Source organism: Streptomyces sp. NPDC007983, from assembly GCF_042958345.1.
GTDB lineage: Bacteria > Actinomycetota > Actinomycetes > Streptomycetales > Streptomycetaceae > Streptomyces.
The window spans coordinates 1-19798 of record NZ_JBIBJI010000020.1; the positions used below are offsets into that span (position 1 = coordinate 1).

At 71.2% G+C, this 19798-nt stretch carries 16 protein-coding genes, 1 rRNA gene and 1 riboswitch; of the genes, 13 read left to right on the forward strand and 4 right to left on the reverse strand.

Annotated features, from left to right (window positions below):
- The 11 genes from rrf to ACFZCY_RS37840 form a co-directional block, all read left to right on the forward strand.
- Window positions 1-105 (forward strand): 5S ribosomal RNA (gene rrf / locus ACFZCY_RS37790); the annotation flags it as partial.
- A gap of 148 nt (window positions 106-253) precedes the next feature.
- Window positions 254-862 (forward strand): CDP-alcohol phosphatidyltransferase family protein, encoded by a 609-nt coding sequence (locus tag ACFZCY_RS37795; protein WP_361481618.1) that lies wholly within the window; start codon window positions 254-256, stop codon window positions 860-862.
- 109 nt (window positions 863-971) lie between these two features.
- Complete coding sequence (locus tag ACFZCY_RS37800) at window positions 972-3467, forward strand: sugar phosphate nucleotidyltransferase (protein WP_391184038.1); 2496 nt, start codon at window positions 972-974, stop codon at window positions 3465-3467.
- A gap of 116 nt (window positions 3468-3583) precedes the next feature.
- A complete protein-coding gene (locus ACFZCY_RS37805; RefSeq protein ID WP_391184041.1) occupies window positions 3584-4522 on the forward strand; it encodes a DUF881 domain-containing protein in 939 nt (312 codons plus the stop codon).
- The gene (locus ACFZCY_RS37810; RefSeq protein WP_014058688.1) at window positions 4519-4851 is read left to right on the forward strand and encodes a small basic family protein; all 333 of its coding nucleotides are present in this window, start codon (window positions 4519-4521) and stop codon (window positions 4849-4851) included. The genes ACFZCY_RS37805 and ACFZCY_RS37810 overlap by 4 nt, the downstream gene beginning before the upstream one ends.
- Before the next feature lie 737 nt (window positions 4852-5588).
- Window positions 5589-6428: a DUF881 domain-containing protein gene (locus ACFZCY_RS37815; protein WP_391184289.1), complete on the forward strand. Its 840-nt coding sequence runs from the start codon at window positions 5589-5591 to the stop codon at window positions 6426-6428.
- Window positions 6429-6561: 133 nt separating this feature from the next.
- Entirely contained in the window at window positions 6562-7416 is an 855-nt protein-coding gene (locus tag ACFZCY_RS37820) for an FHA domain-containing protein (protein ID WP_391184045.1), read from the forward strand.
- A 21-nt stretch (window positions 7417-7437) separates the two neighbouring features.
- Window positions 7438-8190: a MerR family transcriptional regulator gene (locus ACFZCY_RS37825; RefSeq protein ID WP_391184048.1), complete on the forward strand. Its 753-nt coding sequence runs from the start codon at window positions 7438-7440 to the stop codon at window positions 8188-8190.
- Between the two features lie 52 nt (window positions 8191-8242).
- Window positions 8243-8716, forward strand: coding sequence for a bifunctional nuclease family protein (locus ACFZCY_RS37830; protein WP_009713203.1), 474 nt, complete (start codon window positions 8243-8245; stop codon window positions 8714-8716).
- Window positions 8717-8884: 168 nt separating this feature from the next.
- Window positions 8885-9511 carry a MerR family transcriptional regulator gene (locus ACFZCY_RS37835; protein WP_391184052.1) on the forward strand — a complete coding sequence of 209 codons (627 nt, stop codon included), beginning with the start codon at window positions 8885-8887 and terminating at the stop codon, window positions 9509-9511.
- 72 nt (window positions 9512-9583) lie between these two features.
- On the forward strand, window positions 9584-11068 hold the full coding sequence (locus tag ACFZCY_RS37840) for a DNA polymerase IV (protein ID WP_391184055.1): 1485 nt from the start codon (window positions 9584-9586) through the stop codon (window positions 11066-11068).
- Here the strand turns inward: ACFZCY_RS37840 and ACFZCY_RS37845 are convergent.
- The gene (locus ACFZCY_RS37845) at window positions 11044-11361 is read right to left on the reverse strand and encodes a PRC-barrel domain-containing protein (protein WP_055551176.1); all 318 of its coding nucleotides are present in this window, start codon (window positions 11359-11361) and stop codon (window positions 11044-11046) included. The genes ACFZCY_RS37840 and ACFZCY_RS37845 overlap by 25 nt on opposite strands.
- A gap of 142 nt (window positions 11362-11503) precedes the next feature.
- Window positions 11504-11601, forward strand: a riboswitch (glycine riboswitch).
- Window positions 11602-11790: 189 nt separating this feature from the next.
- Here ACFZCY_RS37845 and gcvP point away from each other — a divergent pair.
- Complete coding sequence (gene gcvP, locus ACFZCY_RS37850; RefSeq protein ID WP_391184060.1) at window positions 11791-14706, forward strand: aminomethyl-transferring glycine dehydrogenase; 2916 nt, start codon at window positions 11791-11793, stop codon at window positions 14704-14706.
- Between the two features lie 93 nt (window positions 14707-14799).
- On the opposite strand, the gene ACFZCY_RS37855 is transcribed toward gcvP, so the two are convergent.
- Entirely contained in the window at window positions 14800-15006 is a 207-nt protein-coding gene (locus ACFZCY_RS37855; RefSeq protein ID WP_055551180.1) for a DUF5999 family protein, read from the reverse strand.
- A 267-nt stretch (window positions 15007-15273) separates the two neighbouring features.
- Window positions 15274-15861, reverse strand: a complete 588-nt coding sequence (locus ACFZCY_RS37860) for a hypothetical protein (RefSeq protein ID WP_391184062.1) — start codon at window positions 15859-15861, stop codon at window positions 15274-15276.
- Between the two features lie 458 nt (window positions 15862-16319).
- Here ACFZCY_RS37860 and ACFZCY_RS37865 point away from each other — a divergent pair, with 458 nt between their 5' ends.
- Entirely contained in the window at window positions 16320-17822 is a 1503-nt protein-coding gene (locus ACFZCY_RS37865) for a glutamate--cysteine ligase (RefSeq protein ID WP_391184065.1), read from the forward strand.
- A 4-nt stretch (window positions 17823-17826) separates the two neighbouring features.
- Here the strand turns inward: ACFZCY_RS37865 and ACFZCY_RS37870 are convergent, their stop codons facing one another.
- Entirely contained in the window at window positions 17827-19632 is a 1806-nt protein-coding gene (locus ACFZCY_RS37870) for a substrate-binding domain-containing protein (RefSeq protein ID WP_391184292.1), read from the reverse strand.
- Between the last annotated feature and the right edge of the window lie 166 nt (window positions 19633-19798).

Here is a 19798-nt window from a genome sequence, read left to right on the forward strand (position 1 = left end):
AGCGTTAGGGAAACGCCCGGTTACATTCCGAACCCGGAAGCTAAGCCTTTCAGCGCCGATGGTACTGCAGGGGGGACCCTGTGGGAGAGTAGGACACCGCCGAACAATTTTTGAAAAAGGCCCGGTCGGGAGCTTCGGCTCCGGACCGGGCCTTTTCGTATATCTTCAGCACCTCCCCGGTGAGGGACCCCGGTGGCACTACCGGTAGAGTCATGGGGCATCATCGACTGATTCCCTCACAGGAGGCCCCCGGGTGGAGGTTCAGGAGACACGGGTCCAGACGGATCGTGTACTCACCATCCCGAACATCCTCAGCACCGCTCGCCTCTTCGGCGTACCGCTTTTCCTGTGGCTGATCCTCCGGCCCGAGTTCGGCGGGCCCAAGAGCGACCTCTGGGCCCTGCTGGTGCTGGCGCTCAGCGGTGTGAGTGACTATCTGGACGGGATGCTGGCCCGTCGCTGGAACCAGATCAGCAGCCTTGGCCGCATCCTCGACCCGGCCGCCGACCGGCTCTACATTCTGTCCACGCTCATCGGCCTCACCTGGCGGGACATCCTGCCGCTCTGGCTGCCGGTGGTTCTCCTCGCCCGCGAGGTCGTGCTCGTTGTCATGGTGTGGATCCTGCGGCGCCACGGCTATCCGCCGCCCCAGGTGAACTTCCTCGGCAAGGCGGCGACGTTCAACCTCATGTACGCCTTCCCCTTGCTCCTTCTGAGTGATGGAAGTGGCCCACTTCACACGACCGCCGCTATTTTCGGATGGGCGTTCGCCGGATGGGGTACAACACTCTATTGGTGGGCAGGAGTCCTCTACGTGGTTCAGGTCCGCCGGCTGGTGAAGGCGGACGCCGCGGCCGACTGAGTTCGCCGCCTTGGGCAGCCCAGGACCGGGTGCCCGTAGCGATTTCACGGGCCATCGGGCGCGCGCGGTCGGCATGACCGTCATCTCTTTCGAGGAGGACGCTTCCGACATGAAGGCCGTCGTAATGGCAGGGGGCGAGGGAACTCGTCTGCGCCCGATGACCGCGACCATGCCCAAACCACTGCTTCCCGTGGCCAACAGGCCGATCATGGAGCATGTGTTGCGGCTGCTCAAGCGGCATGGCCTGTCCGAGACCGTGGTCACCGTGCAGTTCCTCGCGTCCCTGGTCAAGAACTACTTCGGGGACGGCGAGGAGCTCGGCATGGAGCTCACCTACGCCAACGAGGAGAAGCCGCTCGGCACCGCGGGGAGCGTCAAGAACGCGGAAGAGGCGCTCAAGGACGACGCCTTTCTGGTGATCTCGGGTGATGCCCTGACCGACTTCGACCTGACCGAGCTGATCAATTTTCATAAGGAAAAGGGCGCGCTGGTCACAGTGTGCCTGACCAGGGTCCCCAATCCGCTTGAATTTGGAATCACCATCGTCGATGAGGCGGGCCAGGTCGAGCGCTTCCTCGAAAAGCCCACCTGGGGCCAGGTCTTCTCGGACACGGTCAACACCGGCATCTATGTCATGGAGCCCGAAGTCTTCGACTATGTCGACCCGGACGTCCCCGTCGACTGGTCCGGTGATGTCTTCCCGCAGCTCATGAAGGAGGGCAAGCCCATCTTCGGCTATATCGCCGAGGGCTACTGGGAGGACGTCGGCACCCATGAGAGCTACGTGAAGGCCCAGGCCGATGTGCTCGAAGGAAAGGTCGACGTCGAACTCGACGGCTTCGAGATCTCGCCCGGCGTCTGGGTCGCCGAAGGCGCGGAGGTGCATCCGGAGTCCGTGCTCCGCGGCCCGCTCTACATCGGTGACTACGCCAAGGTGGAAGCCGGGGCCGAGATCCGGGAGCACACCGTCGTCGGCTCCAACGTCGTCGTGAAGAGCGGCGCCTTCCTCCACAAGGCCGTCGTCCATGACAACGTGTACGTGGGCCAGCAGAGCAATCTGCGCGGCTGCGTGATCGGCAAGAACACCGACATCATGCGCGCCTCCCGCATCGAGGACGGGGCGGTGATCGGCGACGAATGTCTGATCGGCGAGGAATCGATCGTCCAGGGGAACGTCCGGGTCTATCCGTTCAAGACCATCGAAGCGGGCGCGTTCGTCAACACCTCGGTCATCTGGGAGTCCCGGGGACAGGCCCACCTCTTCGGGGCCCGGGGCGTGTCCGGGATCCTCAATGTGGAGATCACCCCCGAGCTGGCGGTGCGGCTGGCCGGTGCGTATGCCACGACCCTCAAGAAGGGCTCCACGGTCACCACGGCGCGCGACCACTCCCGAGGCGCCCGCGCCCTGAAGCGGGCCATGATCTCCGCCCTGCAGACCAGCGCCATCGACGTCCGGGACCTGGAGAACGTGCCGCTGCCGGTGGCCCGCCAGCAGACGGCCCGGGGCAGCGCCGGCGGCATCATGATCCGTACCTCGCCCGGCGTTCCCGACTCCGTGGACATCATGTTCTTCGACGAGCGCGGCGCCGATCTGTCCGCCGGTGGCCAGCGCAAGCTGGACCGGGTCTACGCGCGCCAGGAGTACCGCCGGGCGTTCCCCGGGGAGATCGGTGACCTGAGCTTCCCGTCGAGCGTCTTCGACTCGTACACCGGCTCCCTGCTGCGGGCCACGGACGTCAGCGGCATCGCCGAGTCCGGTCTCAAGGTCGTGGTGGACGCCGCGAACGGCAGTGCCGGGCTCGTCCTCCCCAGCCTGCTGGGGCGGCTCGGAGTGGACGCGCTGACGATCAACCCGGGGCTGAACGAATCGCGCCCCACCGAGACCGCCGACGGCCGCCGCTCCGGGCTCGCCCGGCTCGGGGAGATCGTCGCCTCGGCCCGCGCGGCCTTCGGTGTCCGCTTCGACCCCGTCGGCGAGCGGTTCTCCCTCGTGGACGAGCGCGGCCGCATCGTGGAGGACGACCGGGCCCTGCTGGTGATGCTGGACCTGGTGGCCGCGGAGCGGCGCAGCGGGCGGGTGGCGCTGCCGGTGACCACCACCCGTATCGCCGAGCAGGTCGCGGCGTACCACGGCACCCAGGTGGAGTGGACGACGACCGCGGCGGACGATCTGACCCGGGTCGCCCGATCGGAGACGACGATCTTCGGCGGCGACGGCCGCGGCGGCTTCATCATTCCCGAGTTCAGCAGCGTCTTCGACGGTACGGCCGCCTTCGTCAGGCTCATCGGACTGGTGGCGCGCACCCAGCTCACGCTCAGCCAGATCGACGCGCGGATTCCGCGGGCCCATGTGCAGCGGCGCGATCTGGCCACCCCCTGGGCGGTCAAGGGCCTGGTCATGCGGCATGTGGTGGAGGCCGCCGGCGACCGGTCCGTGGACACCACCGACGGGGTCCGGGTGGTGGAGGCCGACGGCCGCTGGGTGATGGTGCTGCCCGACCCGGCCGAGGCCGTCACCCATCTGTGGGCGGAGGGTCCGGACGACGCGTCCGCGCAGGCGCTGCTCGACGAGTGGGCCGGTGTCGTGGACAGCGCGGGCCGCTGATCCGGGATCTTCCATGGGCTCTTGAACCCGTTTGAACACGTTGGGGAGCCGTCTCCCGGCCCCGGATCCGGCACGCCGGTGGGGCCATTGGGAGACGGCGCCCCCGACGTGCGACGATGTGCGGCATGTCGCAGCAGCCCCCCGTTCGGAGCACAACAACGTCGAGCCCGCGGCCGCGCCTCGACGCGTCGATGTCGCTGCTGACCAACGTGATGGACCACAGCCTCGACGACGGCTACGCCGAGGCGGCCGCGCGGCGCGGCGAGACCGGCCGGTCCCGACTGCCGCGCACCCTCCGCGGGCGGCTGACCGTGGCCCTCGGCCTGGTGATGGTGGCGGTCGTGGTCACCATCGGGGCCGCCGAGGCCCGGATATCGGCGCCGACGCTGGCCAAGGAGCGGGGAGAACTCATCGACCGCATCGAGTCGGGGAACGCGAAGGCGGACCGGCTCGCCAAGAGCGTGGACACGCTCCGCGGCGAGGTGGGGGAGAAGCAGCGGCAGGCGCTGCAGAAGCACGGGGGAGCCAAGGGCGACCTGGTGGCGCTGCTCTCGGGGGCGACCCAGGTGTCCGGCCCCGGCGTCAAGCTGGTGGTCGACGACGCCAAGCAGTCCGCGTCGGGGAGCGGCGGGGGCCCCAGGGAGAGCAACGACTTCTCCGATACGGGGCGGGTGCGCGACCACGACATGCAGCGCGTCGTCAACGGCCTGTGGGAGTCGGGCGCCGAGGCCGTCGCGATCAACGGACAGCGGCTGACGGCGCTGTCGGCGATCAGGGCCGCGGGAGACGCCATACTGGTCGACAACAAGCCGCTGGCGCCGCCGTACACGGTGCTCGCGGTGGGGGACGGGCAGCGGCTGAGCACCGCTTTCCAGGACAGTGCCGATGGCCAGTACCTGCACGTGCTGCAGGAGAACTACGACATCCGCACGAGCATTTCCGCCCAGGACACGGTTCGGCTGCCGGCCGCGCCGAGCCTGATCGTACGTAGCGCAGAACCGATAGCCGGCGGCGCCGGCAAGGGTGGCACCGAAAAAGGGAAGGGCACATCGTGATCGCCGTATTGGGCCTGATCGTGGGAGTCGTGGTCGGACTGGTGGTCCGACCCGTGGTGCCGACGGTGGTCGAGCCCTATCTGCCGATCGCCGTCGTCGCCGCACTCGACGCCGTGTTCGGCGGCTTCCGGGCGATGCTGGACGGGATCTTCGACGACAAGGTCTTCGTCGTATCGTTCCTGTCCAATGTGGTGGTGGCCGCACTGATCGTCTTCCTCGGTGACAAGCTCGGCGTCGGCGCCCAGCTGTCCACCGGGGTCGTGGTCGTCCTCGGCATCCGCATCTTCTCCAACGCTGCCGCGATCCGTCGGCATGTGTTCAGGGCGTGAGGCCGATGACGACCGACGACACCCCCGAGAAGAAGCCCCAGAACTCCGAGCAGCCCGCACAGGCCGAGCAGCCCGCACAGGCCGAGCAGGCCGCACAGGCCGAGCAGGCCGAGCGGACGGGAACGCCCGAGCAGTCCGAGGCACCGCGCGAGCCGGAGCGCCCGGAGCGCCCGGAGCGGGCCGAGCGAGCCGAACCAGCCGGGAAGGCCGACCAGCCCGAACCGCCCCAGCGGCCTGAGCAGCCCGAGAAGCCCCGGTCGGCCGAGTCGCCCGAGAAGGGGGCCACGGCGGAGAAGCGCGACGCCGAGCCGCCCGCCGCGCCCGAGCGGCCCGAGCAGCCCGCGAAGCCGCGGCAGCAGAGCGCACCCCAGCGGCCCGGCGCACCCGAGCGGCCCCGTACCGCCGAGCGGCCCGCCGCCTCCGCGCCGCCCGGGAAGCCGCGCGCGCAGGGCGGGCCGGAGCAGCGGGCGGTCCCGCCGCGGCCGTCGCTGCCCAAGCCGCCGGAGAAGCGCGCCGCGACCGGGAGGCCCGAGCAGCCCGGGGCGGCGGAGAAGCGCAAGGCCGCCCCGCAGAAGCCCCCGGCGCCCCAGGCGACACCACCCGGGGCGGGCGGCCCCAAGGGCCCCGCCCGCCCCGCCCTGAGGGCCCCGCTGCCGCAGAGCGCCCCGCCCGGCGGTGCGGCCCCCGAGGGCGCCCCGCCCCGGGGCCCGGCCGCCACCGGCCGCCCTCCGGCCCCGGTGCCGAACGGGCGGCGCCCGTCCGATGGCGCGGGCAGCGGCGGCGGGCCGGGGAACGGACCGGGGCAGCGCGCCGGGTCCGCGCCCGGTGGGAAGCCCGAGGGCGCGGAGGAGGAGGCGCTGACCGGCCGGCAGCGCCTGCTGAAGGGCGTATGGCCGCCCCGGGTGACCCGGGCGCAGCTGATCGTCGCCGTGCTGCTGTTCGGGCTGGGTCTCGGCCTGGCCATCCAGGTGCGTTCGACCAACGAGAACAGCGTGCTGCGCGGGGCCCGCCAGGAGGACCTGGTGCGGATCCTGGACGAGCTGGACTCGCGCACCCAGCGGCTGCAGGACGAGAAGCGCCGTCTGGACAATCAGCGCACCGAGCTGGAGAACAGCTCGGACCAGGCGGAGGAGGCCCGGAAGCAGACGCTCCAGAAGGAGCAGCAGCTGGGCGTGCTCGCGGGCACGGTCGCCGCGCAGGGGCCGGGGATCACGATCACCATCCACGACGCCCAGGGCTCCGTGGAGGCCGACATGCTGCTCGACACGGTGCAGGAGCTGCGGGCGGCGGGCGCCGAGGCGATCCAGATCGGCTCCGTGCGGGTGGTGGCCAACTCCTACTTCTCGGACGTCGGCGGCTCCGTGGCGATCGATGGACGGAAAGTGACGCAGCCGTACGTCGTGAAGGTGATCGGCAAGCCCGAGGATCTGGAGCCGGCGCTGAACATTCCGGGCGGAGTGGTGCAGAGTCTGGAGAAGGAGCAGGCCACCGTGTCCGTCCGGCGGGAGAAGAAGATCGTTGTGGATGCCTTGCGGTCGGGGAAGAGCCCTGACTACGCTCGGTCGTCATCACGGTGAGGCGGTTCGATATGAGGGTCTCTCGGGGAGACCATGTGGATGCGGGGGGTCGACGCACCAGAAGAGTCGCGCGTGATGGAAACTGTCTGGTGGTCACGGACGTTGTGAGGATGTCCGGACCGTCTGCTGGTGTGTGCATCGAGGGTTTGTCCTGCCCCACGGGCGGGTCTGTTTCAGTCAAGGGGAATCGCCCGTGAAGTTGTTCGGGAAGTTGTTCGGGAAGAGTGCACGCCAGGACGGCGGCAGCGGCACCGCTCGCCACCGCGCGGGGCGTGCTGCGGACGAGAGCGGAGGGGGGAGCGAGGAGCGGCCGCTGTTCCGGGATCAGGTCGGCGGCCAGGGCGGTGACATTTCGGGCGGCCAGGGCGCGTCTTCTGTTGACCCCTCGGCGGCCGGGCGCATAGGTTTCGAGGACTCATCGGCCTCGCGGAGTGGTGGAGGTCCCGGATTGCCTGTTTGTACGAGGTGCGGGCATCGGAACGCGGAGGACAGCCGGTTCTGCTCCAACTGCGGCGCGCCGCTGCGGGGCCAGGCGCCCTCGGAGCGTGCCTCCGAGACCACGTCGACGATCTCCATCTCCGGCATCGAGGCGTACGACTCCGAGGTGACCGGGCAGAACCCGCTGCCGTCGCTCAGCCCGGAGGCCCAGGCCGCCGTGGAGGCGCTGCCGCTGGGTTCCGCGCTGCTGGTGGTCCGCCGCGGGCCGAACTCGGGCAGTCGCTTCCTGCTGGACAGCGATCTGACCACGGCCGGCCGCCACCCCCAGAGCGACATCTTCCTGGATGATGTGACGGTCTCCCGCCGCCATGTGGAGTTCCGGCGCGGCCAGGACGGCAGCTTCACCGTCGCCGATGTCGGCAGCCTCAACGGGACGTACGTCAACCGGGAGCAGATCGATGCGCCGGTGGTCGTGACCAGCGGCGACGAGGTGCAGATCGGTAAGTACCGGCTGGTCTTCTACCCGAGCCAGCGGGGCGTCGGCATCTGACCCGTCAGGGGAGGTCCGTCCATGCTTCAGACACCGTCGGGCGGTGCCGGTACCGGCACCGCCCCCGCGGGCGGCCGGTCCATGAGCATCGGCGCCGTCCTGAATCTGCTGCGGGACGAGTTCCCCGAAGTCACCATCTCCAAGATCCGCTTCTTGGAGGCCGAAGGGCTGGTGGAGCCGCGGCGCACGCCGTCGGGCTACCGCAAGTTCAGTCAGGAGGATGTGGAGCGGCTCGCTCTCATCCTCCGCATGCAGCGTGACCACTACCTGCCACTCAAGGTCATCCGGGAGCACCTGGATGCCCTGGAGCGAGGTGAGCGGCCGCAGCTTCCTGCCGTTTCGCAGGGGGCGCGGCCGCATGAGCTGCTGGAGCCAGGAGCCCGGGACATTCCGGAAAGCCCGACCGTGGCCCGGGTGGGCCGGGCCGAGCTGCTGGCATCCGCCCAGGTCAGCGAGGCGGAGCTGGCCGACTGGGAGTCGTACGGGCTGATCGCCCACGGCGAGGACGGCGGCTATGACGTCGAGGCGGTGACGGTCGCCCGGCTGCTCGCCGAGCTGGGCCGCTTCGGTCTCGAGTCACGTCATTTGCGGATCATGAAAGCGGCCGCGGAGCGCGAGGCCGGGCTGGTCGAGCAGGTGGTCGCACCGCTGCGGCTGCATCGAAACCCGCAGACCAGAGCGCATGCGGAGGCCAGCGCGCGCGAGCTGGCGACGCTCTCCGTCCGGCTGCACGCGGCCCTGGTGCAGTCGGCTCTGCGGGCCGCCGCACACTGACCGATCCGGCCCCGACTATCCAAACCGGCCGGGCACGTCCTAGGGTTGCTGTGTGAACGAGCTCGACGTCGTGGGTGTCCGGGTGGAAATGCCCTCCAACCAACCGATCGTGCTCCTGCGTGAAGTGGGAGGCGACCGCTACCTCCCCATCTGGATCGGACCAGGGGAGGCGACCGCGATCGCCTTCGCACAGCAGGGCATGGCTCCGGCACGCCCGCTGACCCACGACCTATTCAAAGACGTACTCGAAGCGGTCGGCCAGACGCTCACGGAGGTCCGGATCACGGATCTGCGGGAGGGGGTCTTCTACGCCGAGCTGGTCTTCGCCAGCGGTGTGGAGGTCAGCGCGCGGCCGTCCGACGCCATAGCGCTCGCGCTGCGCACCGGGACGCCGATCTACGGCAGCGACGGCGTGCTGGACGACGCCGGTATCGCCATCCCGGACGAGCAGGAGGACGAGGTGGAGAAGTTCCGCGAGTTCCTCGACCAGATCTCGCCCGAAGACTTCGGAAGCAGCAGCCAGTGAAGCGTTCTGCCGGTCCTCGCTAGCGCATTCGAGTAGCCTTTCCCGGACGAGGGACACGGGAAACCACTCTCAGGGTGATTATCACTCGGCGTGCCGAGTGTGGCGATCGTTGACGCACCCCGGGTGACTGCCTACCTTCGAGAAGGCAGGTCGAGGACGGAGGTCGGCGTGAGAAGCACCGGCGACGGCACGGCAGCAGGCGGTCCGTATGCGCTCCACGGGAGCGCACCGGCCGATCCGGCACTGAAGGCCCGGGTCGCGGCACAGCCCACGGCACCACGTGAGCCCGCCGCGGGGGGTACGGAGACGGTCGGCTACCGCGGACCCACGGCGTGCGCCGCCGCGGGCATCACCTACCGCCAGCTGGACTACTGGGCGCGCACCGGCCTGGTGGAGCCGAGCGTGCGACCCGCGTACGGGTCGGGCAGCCAGCGGCTGTACAGCTTCCGGGACGTGGTGGTCCTCAAGATCGTCAAGCGGCTGCTGGACACCGGTGTGTCCCTGCAGAACATCCGGGCCGCGGTATCGCATCTGCGCACCCGGGGCCTGGACGATCTGGCCCAGATGACGCTGATGAGCGACGGCGCGACGGTGTACGAGTGCACCTCGCCGGACGAGGTCGTGGACCTCCTCCAGGGCGGCCAGGGCGTCTTCGGGATCGCGGTGGGCGTGGTGTGGCGGGATGTGGAGAGCGCCCTGTCCCAGCTGCACGGGGAGCGGGTGGACACCGGCGAGACGCTGGTGGGCCACAACCCCGCCGACGAACTCGCCCGGCGCCGGAACCGGGCGGGCTGAGAGCGCTCCCTCCGGGCGGTTTCCCCTCCCTGCCGGCGCCGATTGTCAGTGGTGTGCGGCAGCATCGGAGATGTGAGGGGTGCGCCGACGATTCTGCATCTGGACATGGACGCCTTCTACGCTTCGGCGGAGCAGGCGGCCAAGCCCAGCCTGCGCGGAAAGCCGGTGATCGTGGGGGGCCTCGGGCCGCGCGGGGTGGTGGCCACCGCGTCGTACGAGGCCCGGGTGTTCGGGGTGCACTCGGCCATGGCGATGGCGCAGGCCCGCAGGCTCTGTCCGAACGCGGCCTACCTCACCCCCCGCTTCTCCCTCTACCGGCAGGTCAGCGACCAGGTCATGGGGCTGCTGCGGGCGCTGTCGCCGCTGGTGGAGCCGCTGAGCCTGGACGAGGCGTTCGTGGACCTGGAGGCGGGCGGCACCGAGCCCCGGGTGGCGGCGGCGCGGGCCGTGGCGGAGCGGCTGCGGGCCGACATCCGCGCGGTGACCGGGCTGACCGGTTCGGTGGGCCTGGCCGGTTCCAAGATGCTCGCCAAGATCGCCTCGGAGCAGGCCAAGCCGGACGGCCTGACGGTCATCGAGCCCGGCACCGAGCGGGAGCTGCTGGGCCCGATGCCGGTGCGCACCCTGCCGGGCGTCGGCCCGGCGACCGCGGAGGCGCTGCGCCGGGCCGGTATCCACACCGTCGCCGAGACGCGGGAGGCGGGCGAGGCGGAGCTGATCCGGCTGCTGGGCCGGGCCCATGGCGCTTCGCTGCACCTGATGGCCGGCGGGCGGGACGAGCGGCCGGTGGTCGCCGAGCGGGACGCCAAGTCCGTCTCCGTGGAGGACACCTTCGACGTGGACCTCACCGACCGCACCCGGGTGCAGCTGGAGGTGGCGCGGCTGGCCGATCGCTGTGTGCGGCGGCTGCGCGAGGCGGGCCGTTCGGGGCGCACGGTCGTGATCAAGGTGCGGCGGTACGACTTCTCGACGCTGACCCGTTCGGAGACCCTGCGCGGGCCCACCGACGACCCCGGCGTGGTCAAGGAGGCCGCGGCGCGGCTGATCGACGGGGTGGACACCACGGCGGGCGTGCGGCTGCTGGGGGTGGGCGTGACGGGGCTCGCGGACTACACACAGGAGGATCTGTTCGCCCAAGCCGCTCAGGCCGCTCAGGCCGCCCAGTCCGCTCAGGCCGCCGAGGCCGCCCACGAGGCCCTGGAGGAGCCGGAGGGGGGCTGGGGCACCCGGACGCCGGAGCCGGAGAGTCCGGGCGTCCCAGAGGCCGCTGAGGGCGCCGGGAGGCCGCGGGTCTGGCTGCCGGGGCTCGATGTGCGGCACACCGAGTTCGGGGCGGGCTGGGTGCAGGGCAGTGGGGTGGGCCGGGTGACCATACGGTTCGAGGTGCCCTGGTCGGGGCCCGGCCGGGTGCGGACGTTCGCCGTGAACGACCCGGAGCTCGAGCCGGGCGAGCCGCTGCCGCTGGTGCGGTCCCCCGAGGGCGCCGACGGCCCGGCCGGGGCGCCCGCGCCGGGCGAAGGCCGGGGGAGGGGTCAGCCGGTGACGTCCAGCCCGTAGTGGTGGTACAGCTGCAGTTCCTGCTCCGGGGAGAGATGGCGGCCGACCCCCAGGTCCGGGGCGTCCTTGATCAGCGCCCGGTCGTACGGCACCCGCAGCGAGTCGCCGACGACCTCGCTCGGTTCGAGCGGCACGAAGACGTCCCGGCTGAACAGGCCGGTGCGTACCGCCGCCCACTCGGGCTCGCCCGTCGCGTCGTCGAGGTAGACCTCGTCCACGGTGCCGATCTTGGCGCCCTCGCGGTCGAATGCCTTGCGGCCGATCAGGGTCCGCGGGTCGATGTCCGTCTGCACGCTCTCTCCCACAGGTGGCGATGGTCACGGTGGCGATGGTCCAGTGATACCTACCAAAAGCCACATCACCGCACGCGGCCACTCGAGCACCCCCTGGCCCAACCCCCCTCGGCAGACGCGCTGGTACGCTGGCTGTGGCTGCAGACCCCGTGCGGGAGAGTCCTCCGACGATCGTGTCGGAGGCGCCGAAGGAGCAAATCCTCCCCGGAATCTCTCAGGCACACGTACCGTGCGGGCGAGGTCACTCTGGAAAGCAGGGTGGGCCACGGGGAGCACAGCTCCGGAACCCCTCCTCACCGACGGTGAAAGCCGGTCGAGCGCCGCTGGACCGGTGAAGCTCTCAGGTTGAGATGACAGAGGGGGAGGCCGTCCGGGCACCCGCACCGCGGTGCCCCTCGCCGGTCGTACCAGACCAGGAGGCCCCCGCAGATGACCACTCACCGCATCTCGCTCGCCGAACTGGAGCGCGGTACTCCATTCGAGCAGCGCCATATCGGCCCCGACGCCGGAGCGCAGGCCAAGATGCTCGCCCAGGTCGGCTTCGGCTCCCTCGACGAGCTGACCGCCGCCGCCGTACCCGAGGTCATCAAGAGCGCCGAGGCGCTGCGGCTGCCGCCGGCCCGCAGCGAGGCGGAGGTCCTCGCCGAGCTGCGCGGCCTCGCCGACCGCAACCAGGTGCTGCCGTCCATGATCGGGCTCGGCTACTACGGCACCTTCACCCCGCCGGTGATCCTGCGCAACGTCCTCGAGAACCCCGCCTGGTACACCGCCTACACCCCGTACCAGCCGGAGATCTCCCAGGGCCGGCTGGAGGCGCTGCTCAACTTCCAGACCGTCGTCGCCGACCTGACCGGCCTGGACACCGCCGGTTCCTCGCTGCTGGACGAGGCCACGGCCGCCGCCGAGGCCATGGCGCTGTCGCGCCGCGTCGGCAAGGTCAAGGAGGGCGTCTTCCTCATCGACGCCGACTGCCTGCCGCAGATCATCGCGGTCATCGAGACCCGCGCCGAGCCGACCGGCGTCGAGGTCGTGGTCGCCGACCTGACCGACGGCATCCCGGACGAGATCGCCGAGCGCGGCGTCTTCGGCGTGCTGCTCCAGTACCCGGGTGCCTCCGGCGCGGTCCGCGATCCGCGCCCGGTCATCGAGCGGGCCCATGAGCTGGGGGCGATCGTCACCGTCGCCGCCGACCTGCTGGCGCTCACCCTGCTGACCTCCCCCGGCGAACTGGGCGCGGACATCGCGGTCGGCAGCACCCAGCGGTTCGGCGTGCCCATGGGCTTCGGCGGCCCGCACGCCGGGTTCATGGCCGTGCGCGCCGCCCACGCCCGCAGCCTGCCCGGCCGGCTCGTCGGGGTGTCGGTGGACGCCGACGGCGACAAGGCGTACCGGCTGGCGCTGCAGACCCGGGAGCAGCACATCCGCCGCGAGAAGGCCACCAGCAACATCTGCACCGCGCAGGTCCTGCTCGCGGTGATGGCCGGAATGTACGCGGTCTACCACGGCCCGGACGGGCTCGCGGGCATCGCCCGCCGCACCCACCGCTACGCCACCGTCCTCGCCGAGGGGCTGCGGGCGGGCGGCGTCGAGGTGGTGCACGGCGCCTTCTTCGACACCCTCACCGCGCGCGTCCCCGGCAAGGCCGCCGACGTCGTCGCCGCCGCCCGCGAGGCCGGGGTCAACCTGCGGCTGACCGACGCCGACCACGTGGGCATCGCGTGCGACGAGACCACCGGGCGCGCCCAGCTGGCCGCCGTATGGTCCGCCTTCGGCGTCGACGGCGGGGACGGGGACAGCGCTCCCGGCATTCCCGGCATCGACGAGCTGGACGCGGCGGCGGCCGACGCGCTGCCCGCGGAGCTGCTGCGCTCGGACGCGTATCTGACCCATCCGGTCTTCCACCAGTACCGCTCCGAGACCGCGATGCTGCGCTACCTGCGACGGCTGGCCGACCGGGACTACGCCCTGGACCGGGGCATGATCCCGCTCGGCTCCTGCACCATGAAGCTCAACGCCACCACCGAGATGGAGCCGGTCACCTGGCCGGAGTTCGGCGCGCTGCACCCCTTCGCGCCGGTCGAGCAGGCCCACGGCTATCTGACGCTGATCCGCGAGCTGGAGGAGCGGCTGGCCGGCGTCACCGGCTACGACAAGGTCTCCCTCCAGCCGAACGCCGGATCGCAGGGCGAGCTGTCCGGGCTGCTGGCCGTGCGGGCGTACCACCGGGCGAACGGCGAGCCCCAGCGCACGGTGTGCCTGATCCCGTCCTCCGCGCACGGTACCAACGCGGCCAGCGCCGTCATGGCGGGCATGAAGGTCGTCGTCGTCAAGACCGGCGAGGACGGCGAGGTGGACGCCGCCGATCTGCGCGCCAAGATCGAGCAGTACGGGGACCGGCTGGCCGTCCTCATGGTCACCTACCCGTCCACCCACGGCGTGTTCGAGGAGCACATCACCGAGATCTGCGCGGCCGTGCACGACGCGGGCGGCCAGGTGTACGTGGACGGCGCCAACCTCAACGCGCTGGTGGGACTGGCCGAGCCCGGCCGGTTCGGCGGCGACGTCTCCCATCTGAACCTGCACAAGACGTTCTGCATCCCGCACGGCGGCGGTGGTCCGGGCGTCGGCCCGGTCGCGGTGCGCGCGCACCTCGCGCCGTACCTGCCCAACCACCCGCTGCAGCCCGCCGCGGGCCCGGCCACCGGCGTCGGCCCGGTCTCGGCCGCGCCGTGGGGCTCGGCGGGCATCCTGCCGATCTCCTGGGCGTACATCCGGCTGATGGGCGCCGAGGGGCTGCGCCACGCGACCCAGGCCGCGGTGCTCGGCGCCAACTACATCGCCAAGCGGCTGGAGCCGCACTACCAGGTGCTCTACACCGGGCCCGGCGGGCTGGTGGCGCACGAGTGCGTGGTGGATCTGCGGCCGCTCACCAAGGCCACCGGGGTCACGGTCGACGATGTCGCCAAGCGCCTGATCGACTACGGTTTCCACGCGCCGACGATGTCGTTCCCGGTCGCCGGGACGCTGATGATCGAGCCGACGGAGAGCGAGGACCTGGCGGAGCTGGACCGGTTCTGCGAGGCGATGATCGCGATCCGGGCGGAGATCGACAAGGTCGGCTCGGGGGAGTGGCCCAAGGAGGACAACCCGCTGCGGAACGCGCCGCACACGGCCGCCACGCTGAGCGGGGCGTGGGACCACCCGTACAGCAGGGACGAGGCGGCCTTCCCGGCCGGGGTCTCGGCCGCCGACAAGTACTGGCCGCCGGTGCGGCGGGTCGACGGGGCGTTCGGGGACCGCAACCTGGTCTGCTCGTGCCCGCCGATGGACTCGTACGAGAACTGACGGGGACGGATCCCGGACACAACGACGGGGCCGGTTCGGCGCAAGCGCACCGGGCCGGCCCCTGGTGATGCCAACGTCGCCTGGGTGGTCGGCCTAGGCGGCGGTCACGACGTGCTCGGTGGCGAGCGGCCGGCACGGGGCGATGACGCGCCCGTCCGGCAGCAGCTCACCGGTGTCCTCGAAAAGCAGGACACCGTTGCACAGCAGGCTCCAGCCCTGCTCCGGGTGGTGCGCCACGAGATGGGCGGCCTCCCGGTCGGCGGAGTCGGCTGACGGGCACGGTGGTTGATGCTGGCACATGGCGAGGTTCTTTCGCTGCGGTGAGGTGTATGTCCTGCTGCTCGCTGCGGCGTTCATGTCGGCCGCCCCCCGTTGGTGTCGGTCGGATGCTCCCAGTGTTGCCCCGCGGCACGGATTCCGCAGGGATTTCGCGGCACCGGTCTTGCTAGATAATGACGCATCACCCGACCGGACGGTTCACCGTGGCGGGACTGTTACCCGCTCGCAGCGCGGCGCCCCGTGGCCCGGTGGGCCGCGGGGCGCTCGGTCCGGCGCGGAAGGGGCAGGTCAGGCCGGGGAGCCCAGCAGTGGGGCGGCGGTCAGCCGATGGGTGAGGACGGGCAGCAGATCGGCCGCGGGGTGCGGGTGGTGGGCCGCGATGCCGGGCGGTGCCGGGGCAAGCGGCACCAGCAGGTCCCCGGCGCCGAGTCCGCCCTCGGCGGCGTCCGCCGTGGGGTCGCCGTGCAGCCACAGCGCGACCATGTACAGCTCGGGGATGGACAGCAGCCTCGGCTGGTACGCGGTGGGCAGCGACTCGGCCTGGCGCAGGGCGAGTTCGGCCGAGGCCACGTACGGCCCCTCGGAGAAGTGCGAGAAGGCCCAGCCGTCGGCGGTGAGCATGGCCTCGGCGGCGGCCACCGTGCGGTCGCCGTCGCGGAGCATGAAGCGCCAGCCGGTCAGTCTGACCCGGGGCGGGCCGGCGGGGGTGGTGATGTCGTCCAAGAGGTGGACGGGAAGCGGGAGTTCGGGTTCGAAGGGGCCGGACAGGGAGCTGAGTGCCGGGGTACGGACCTCATGGACGGCGGTGGGGGAACCAAGGGCCGTGAGGACGCTGCGCAGGGCGGGCGCCGGGGCCGGGGGCACAAGCAGCGGCATGGTGGGTCGCCTCTCACTTCGGAGACACGGTGGAGCGATAGCGGGCCGGGGTAGGGGCGCGCGCTGTCGGTGTACGTAGCTCGGAACGCGGGTCAGAGGGGGCCGGGACGGACTGTCCGGGCGTTATCTCTCTGCCTCGTAAAGGGAGTTTATACGAACCATGTTCCGGGTGTGTTTCGGCTAGCTGTCCCCGATATTGCGCACAAGGTGATTTCAGGTCCGCGCGGGCGCGGGGATTTCCCCCGATTCGGTGCTGGATGCACGGATATGACCTGGCGGTTTACGCCCGCCGCGGTAGGCTGGATCCCGCCGATCCATTTTCATGGAGTAATGCGCCACTGTTGAGAGCCTAGCGGCTGGACGGGCCGCGCGGGGCGTTATCGATCACATTGGCGGGCATCATCGAGCGTGGTGTGCGCGGTGCGGGCACCGATGATCCACTCGAGGAGGTAGCTCCGATGGGGGAGAAGGTCGTAGCCGGTGAGTTCGACCCGTCGGGTCGGCAGCGGCAGCGCGGACGCTTGCGGCAGGGCCTCGACGCGCTGTCCCGGCTCCTGGCCGACAAGCGATTCGACCGCCCGAAGAATCTCATGGGCCTGGAGATCGAGCTGAATCTCGCAGGCGCCGACGGGCTGCCGAGGATGATGAACACAGAGGTTCTGGAGCGCATCGCGAGTCACGATTTCCAGACCGAACTCGGACAGTGCAACCTTGAAGTAAACATCGTGCCGCACCGTTTGCACGGGAGGGTTCTGGACCAGCTCTCGGAAGAGCTGCGGACGGGGTTGTCATATGCCGACCGCAAGGCGCGTGAGGTGTCCTCCGAGATCGTGATGATCGGAATTCTGCCGACGCTCGCCACCCGGGATCTCGGATCGGCCAACCTGTCCTACGACGACCGTTACAAACTTCTCAACGAACAGATGCTGGCCGCCCGCGGCGAGGATTTCCTCATCGATATCGAGGGCCGGGAGCGCATCAGCTACGCCAGCGCCACCATCGCCCCCGAGGCCGCCTGCACCTCCGTCCAGCTGCATCTCCAGGTCACCCCCGGGCGCTTCGCCGCCGTGTGGAACGCCGCGCAGGCCGTGGCCGCCGTGCAGATCGCCATCGGCGCCAACTCCCCCTTCGTCTTCGGCCGCGAGGTGTGGCGCGAGTCGCGCCCGCCGCTGTTCCTGCAGGCCACCGATGTGCGCGCACCGGAATACGCGACGCAGGGGGTGCGGCCGCGCACCTGGTTCGGCGAGCGCTGGATCACCGACGCGTATCAGCTCTTCGAGGAGAACCTGCGCTACTTTCCCCCGCTGCTGTCCACCGGCGCCGACGAGGAGCCGCTGCGGATCCTGGACGAGGGCGGTGTGCCCGAGCTGCAGGAGCTGGTGCTGCACAACGGCACGATCTACCGCTGGAACCGGCCCGTCTACCAAGTCGTGGACGGCGTGCCGCATCTGCGCGTGGAGAACCGGGTGCTGCCCGCGGGGCCCACCGTCACCGATGTCATCGCCAACGCCGCCTTCTACTACGGGCTGGTCAGGGCGCTCGCCGAGGAGCCACGCCCGGTGTGGACCCGGCTGCCGTTCAGCGCCGCCGCGGCCAACTTCGACGCCGCGTGCCGCCACGGCATCGACACGGTCCTGCAGTGGCCGAAGCCCGGCCGCTCCTCGTCCCTGGCGCGCACCCCCGCCGTGCGGCTGGTCCGCGAGGAGCTGCTGCCGCTGGCCGCCGCCGGACTGGACGCCTGGGGCGTCGAGCCCGCCGACCGCGACCGCTACCTCGGGGTGATCGAGCAGCGCTGCGCCCTGCGCGTCAACGGCGCGTCCTGGCAGGCCGCGACCTACCACCGGGCGCGGGACAGCGGGCTGGGCCGGGACGCGGCGCTCGCCGCCATGACCCGCCGCTACTGCGCCCTGATGCGCACCGATGCCCCGGTCCACACCTGGCCCGCCGACCTCTCGGCTTGAAGGGCTAGAAGTCGGGCGCTCCGGCCTCGCCCGCGGCGACGATGGCCTTGAGCATGGCCGTGTTGATCTGCGCGGGGTCGTTCACCCGCTGCGCCGATCCGCCGGTCGCCCGGGCGATCTCGCGGCACGCGGCCTGGTCGGCGTCCGGGCCGACCGCGATGGCGATGAGCGGCACCGGGCGGTCCGGGTCGACCAGCCCCTTCAGCTCCTTCACCAGCGCGGAGCGCGAGATGCTGCCCGGATCCTGGTTGGCGCCGTCGGTGAGGAGCACCACCGCGTTGAACTTGCCCCGTACGAAGGTGTCCTGGGCGTGTTGGTAGGCGGCCAGCGTGGTGTCGTACAGCCCGGTCGAGCCCTCGGGGAGCGGTTTCAGCGCGTCGAAGGCGGCTGCCAGCACCTCCCGCTGGCCGGTTCCGTCCGGGGTGCGCGCCCCGAGCTGCCGGGCCGCGACCAGTTCCCGGTAGTCGCGGTCGCCGTCCAGCTCGGTCGAGAACTCCCACAGCCCGATCTCGTCCCTCGTGGTGAAGCGCGAAAGGGCCTGCCGCAGCGATGCCTTGGTGACGTCCATCCGGCTCTGACCGGGACGGCCCGGCACCGGGTCGTTCATCGACGCCGAGGCGTCCACGACCGTGTTCAGCCGGGCGCTCTGCACGGTGATGGTCCACATGCCCAGGGCCGCTTCCACCTCCCGGGCGGATGGCCCGGGGGAGGGCGTGACCGTGTACGGCTGGGGGGTGCGGCCGCCCGCGGCCTGCGCCACGTCCTCGCTGACCTTGCCGTCCGGCGTCCGGAAGCCGTCCTTGCGCAGGGCGGCGCGGCCGCGGGCGTCGGTGAGCAGCGTCATGAAGCGGGTGGCGGCCCGCGCCCGCACGGTGGTCAGCTCGCGGTCGTTGAGCACCGTATACGGGTAGTCCAGCTCGGCCGTGCCGTCCTTCGGGTAGAACAGGCCCAGGCGGGACGCGTCGTCGGCCTTCGCGTTGTGGGCGAAGGCGGCCTGCTCGGACAGGACCACCGCCTGGTCGCGCCGGGGCAGTGACTTCAGCAGGGCGGCGTCGGTCGAGGTGGCCCGCTGGGACAGCAGCTTGGCGTTGGCCGCGGCGCGCGTATCGGCCGCGGCCTTTCCGCCGCCCGCGCCCGCCTTGGCGATGGACCCGTTGATCCGGGCGAGGGCGAGCAGCCCGGTGGCGCTGCGCGCCGGGTCGGCGGTGCTCAGCCGCGGGCCGTCGCCGCCGCTTCCGGCCTCGGCCAGTCGCGCCCAGTCGTACGTCTTCTCCGGCCAGCCCAGCCGGCCGGCCGCCGTGGACGTGGCGGCGACCGTGACCGGCGAGGAGGCGACCCCGCCGAGCGTGTCGAGTGGCGCGGCGCTGACCGGGGAGGTGGCCGCCCGTTCGACCCAGACGCTGGAGTCCGGCACCCATACCTGGAACCCCGGGGAGCGGCCCGTGTCGCCGAGCGCGTTCGCGACCTCGTACGCCGGGCGACTGGCGACCTTCACGTCCAGACAGCGGCCATCGGACCGGATGTCCGCCTTCCGGGCGTGGTCGGCCACGGTGCGCAGCGCCGGGGCGATGTCGGGGGACGCGGCCACGGAGAGCCGCACCGCGTTGCTGCGGCAGGACCCGGCGGACGGCAGCAGTCCGCCGCGTAAGACCACCACGGCGCCGGTCGCGACGGCCAGTACCAGCGCTGTGGAGATCGCCACGGTCCGGCGTCGGGAGGACGCGCCGGGTCTGGACCCCGTATTGTCCGGTGCGGAGTGATCGACGCGTCCGGTGTGATCCGCGGGATCGGTGTGATCGGCGCGGTCCATGGCATCGAAGATGCCGGAGTAGTCGGGACCGTCGGATTCGTCGGGCTGGCTGTGGCGTCCCATGGCGATCTGTCTCTCCTGGAAGATGACGCTGTCGGGCGGGACGGGCGCGCCAACGGATGGCGCCCGGCCCAGCCTGCTCGTGCGCGATCTCGGATGTGTTTTC

Excerpts from the sequence above, each read along its gene's own strand:
- ACFZCY_RS37800 (WP_391184038.1), top strand. The coding sequence starts at position 972 with ATGAAGGCCGTCGTAATGGCAGGGGGCGAGGGAACTCGTCTGCGCCCG.
- ACFZCY_RS37805 (WP_391184041.1), top strand. The coding sequence starts at position 3,584 with ATGTGCGGCATGTCGCAGCAGCCCCCCGTTCGGAGCACAACAACGTCG.
- ACFZCY_RS37825 (WP_391184048.1), top strand. The coding sequence starts at position 7,438 with ATGCTTCAGACACCGTCGGGCGGTGCCGGTACCGGCACCGCCCCCGCG.
- gcvP (WP_391184060.1), top strand. The coding sequence starts at position 11,791 with ATGACCACTCACCGCATCTCGCTCGCCGAACTGGAGCGCGGTACTCCA.
- ACFZCY_RS37855 (WP_055551180.1), bottom strand. The coding sequence starts at position 15,006 with ATGTGCCAGCATCAACCACCGTGCCCGTCAGCCGACTCCGCCGACCGG.
- ACFZCY_RS37860 (WP_391184062.1), bottom strand. The coding sequence starts at position 15,861 with ATGCCGCTGCTTGTGCCCCCGGCCCCGGCGCCCGCCCTGCGCAGCGTC.
- ACFZCY_RS37865 (WP_391184065.1), top strand. The coding sequence starts at position 16,320 with ATGGGGGAGAAGGTCGTAGCCGGTGAGTTCGACCCGTCGGGTCGGCAG.
- ACFZCY_RS37870 (WP_391184292.1), bottom strand. The coding sequence starts at position 19,632 with ATGGACCGCGCCGATCACACCGATCCCGCGGATCACACCGGACGCGTC.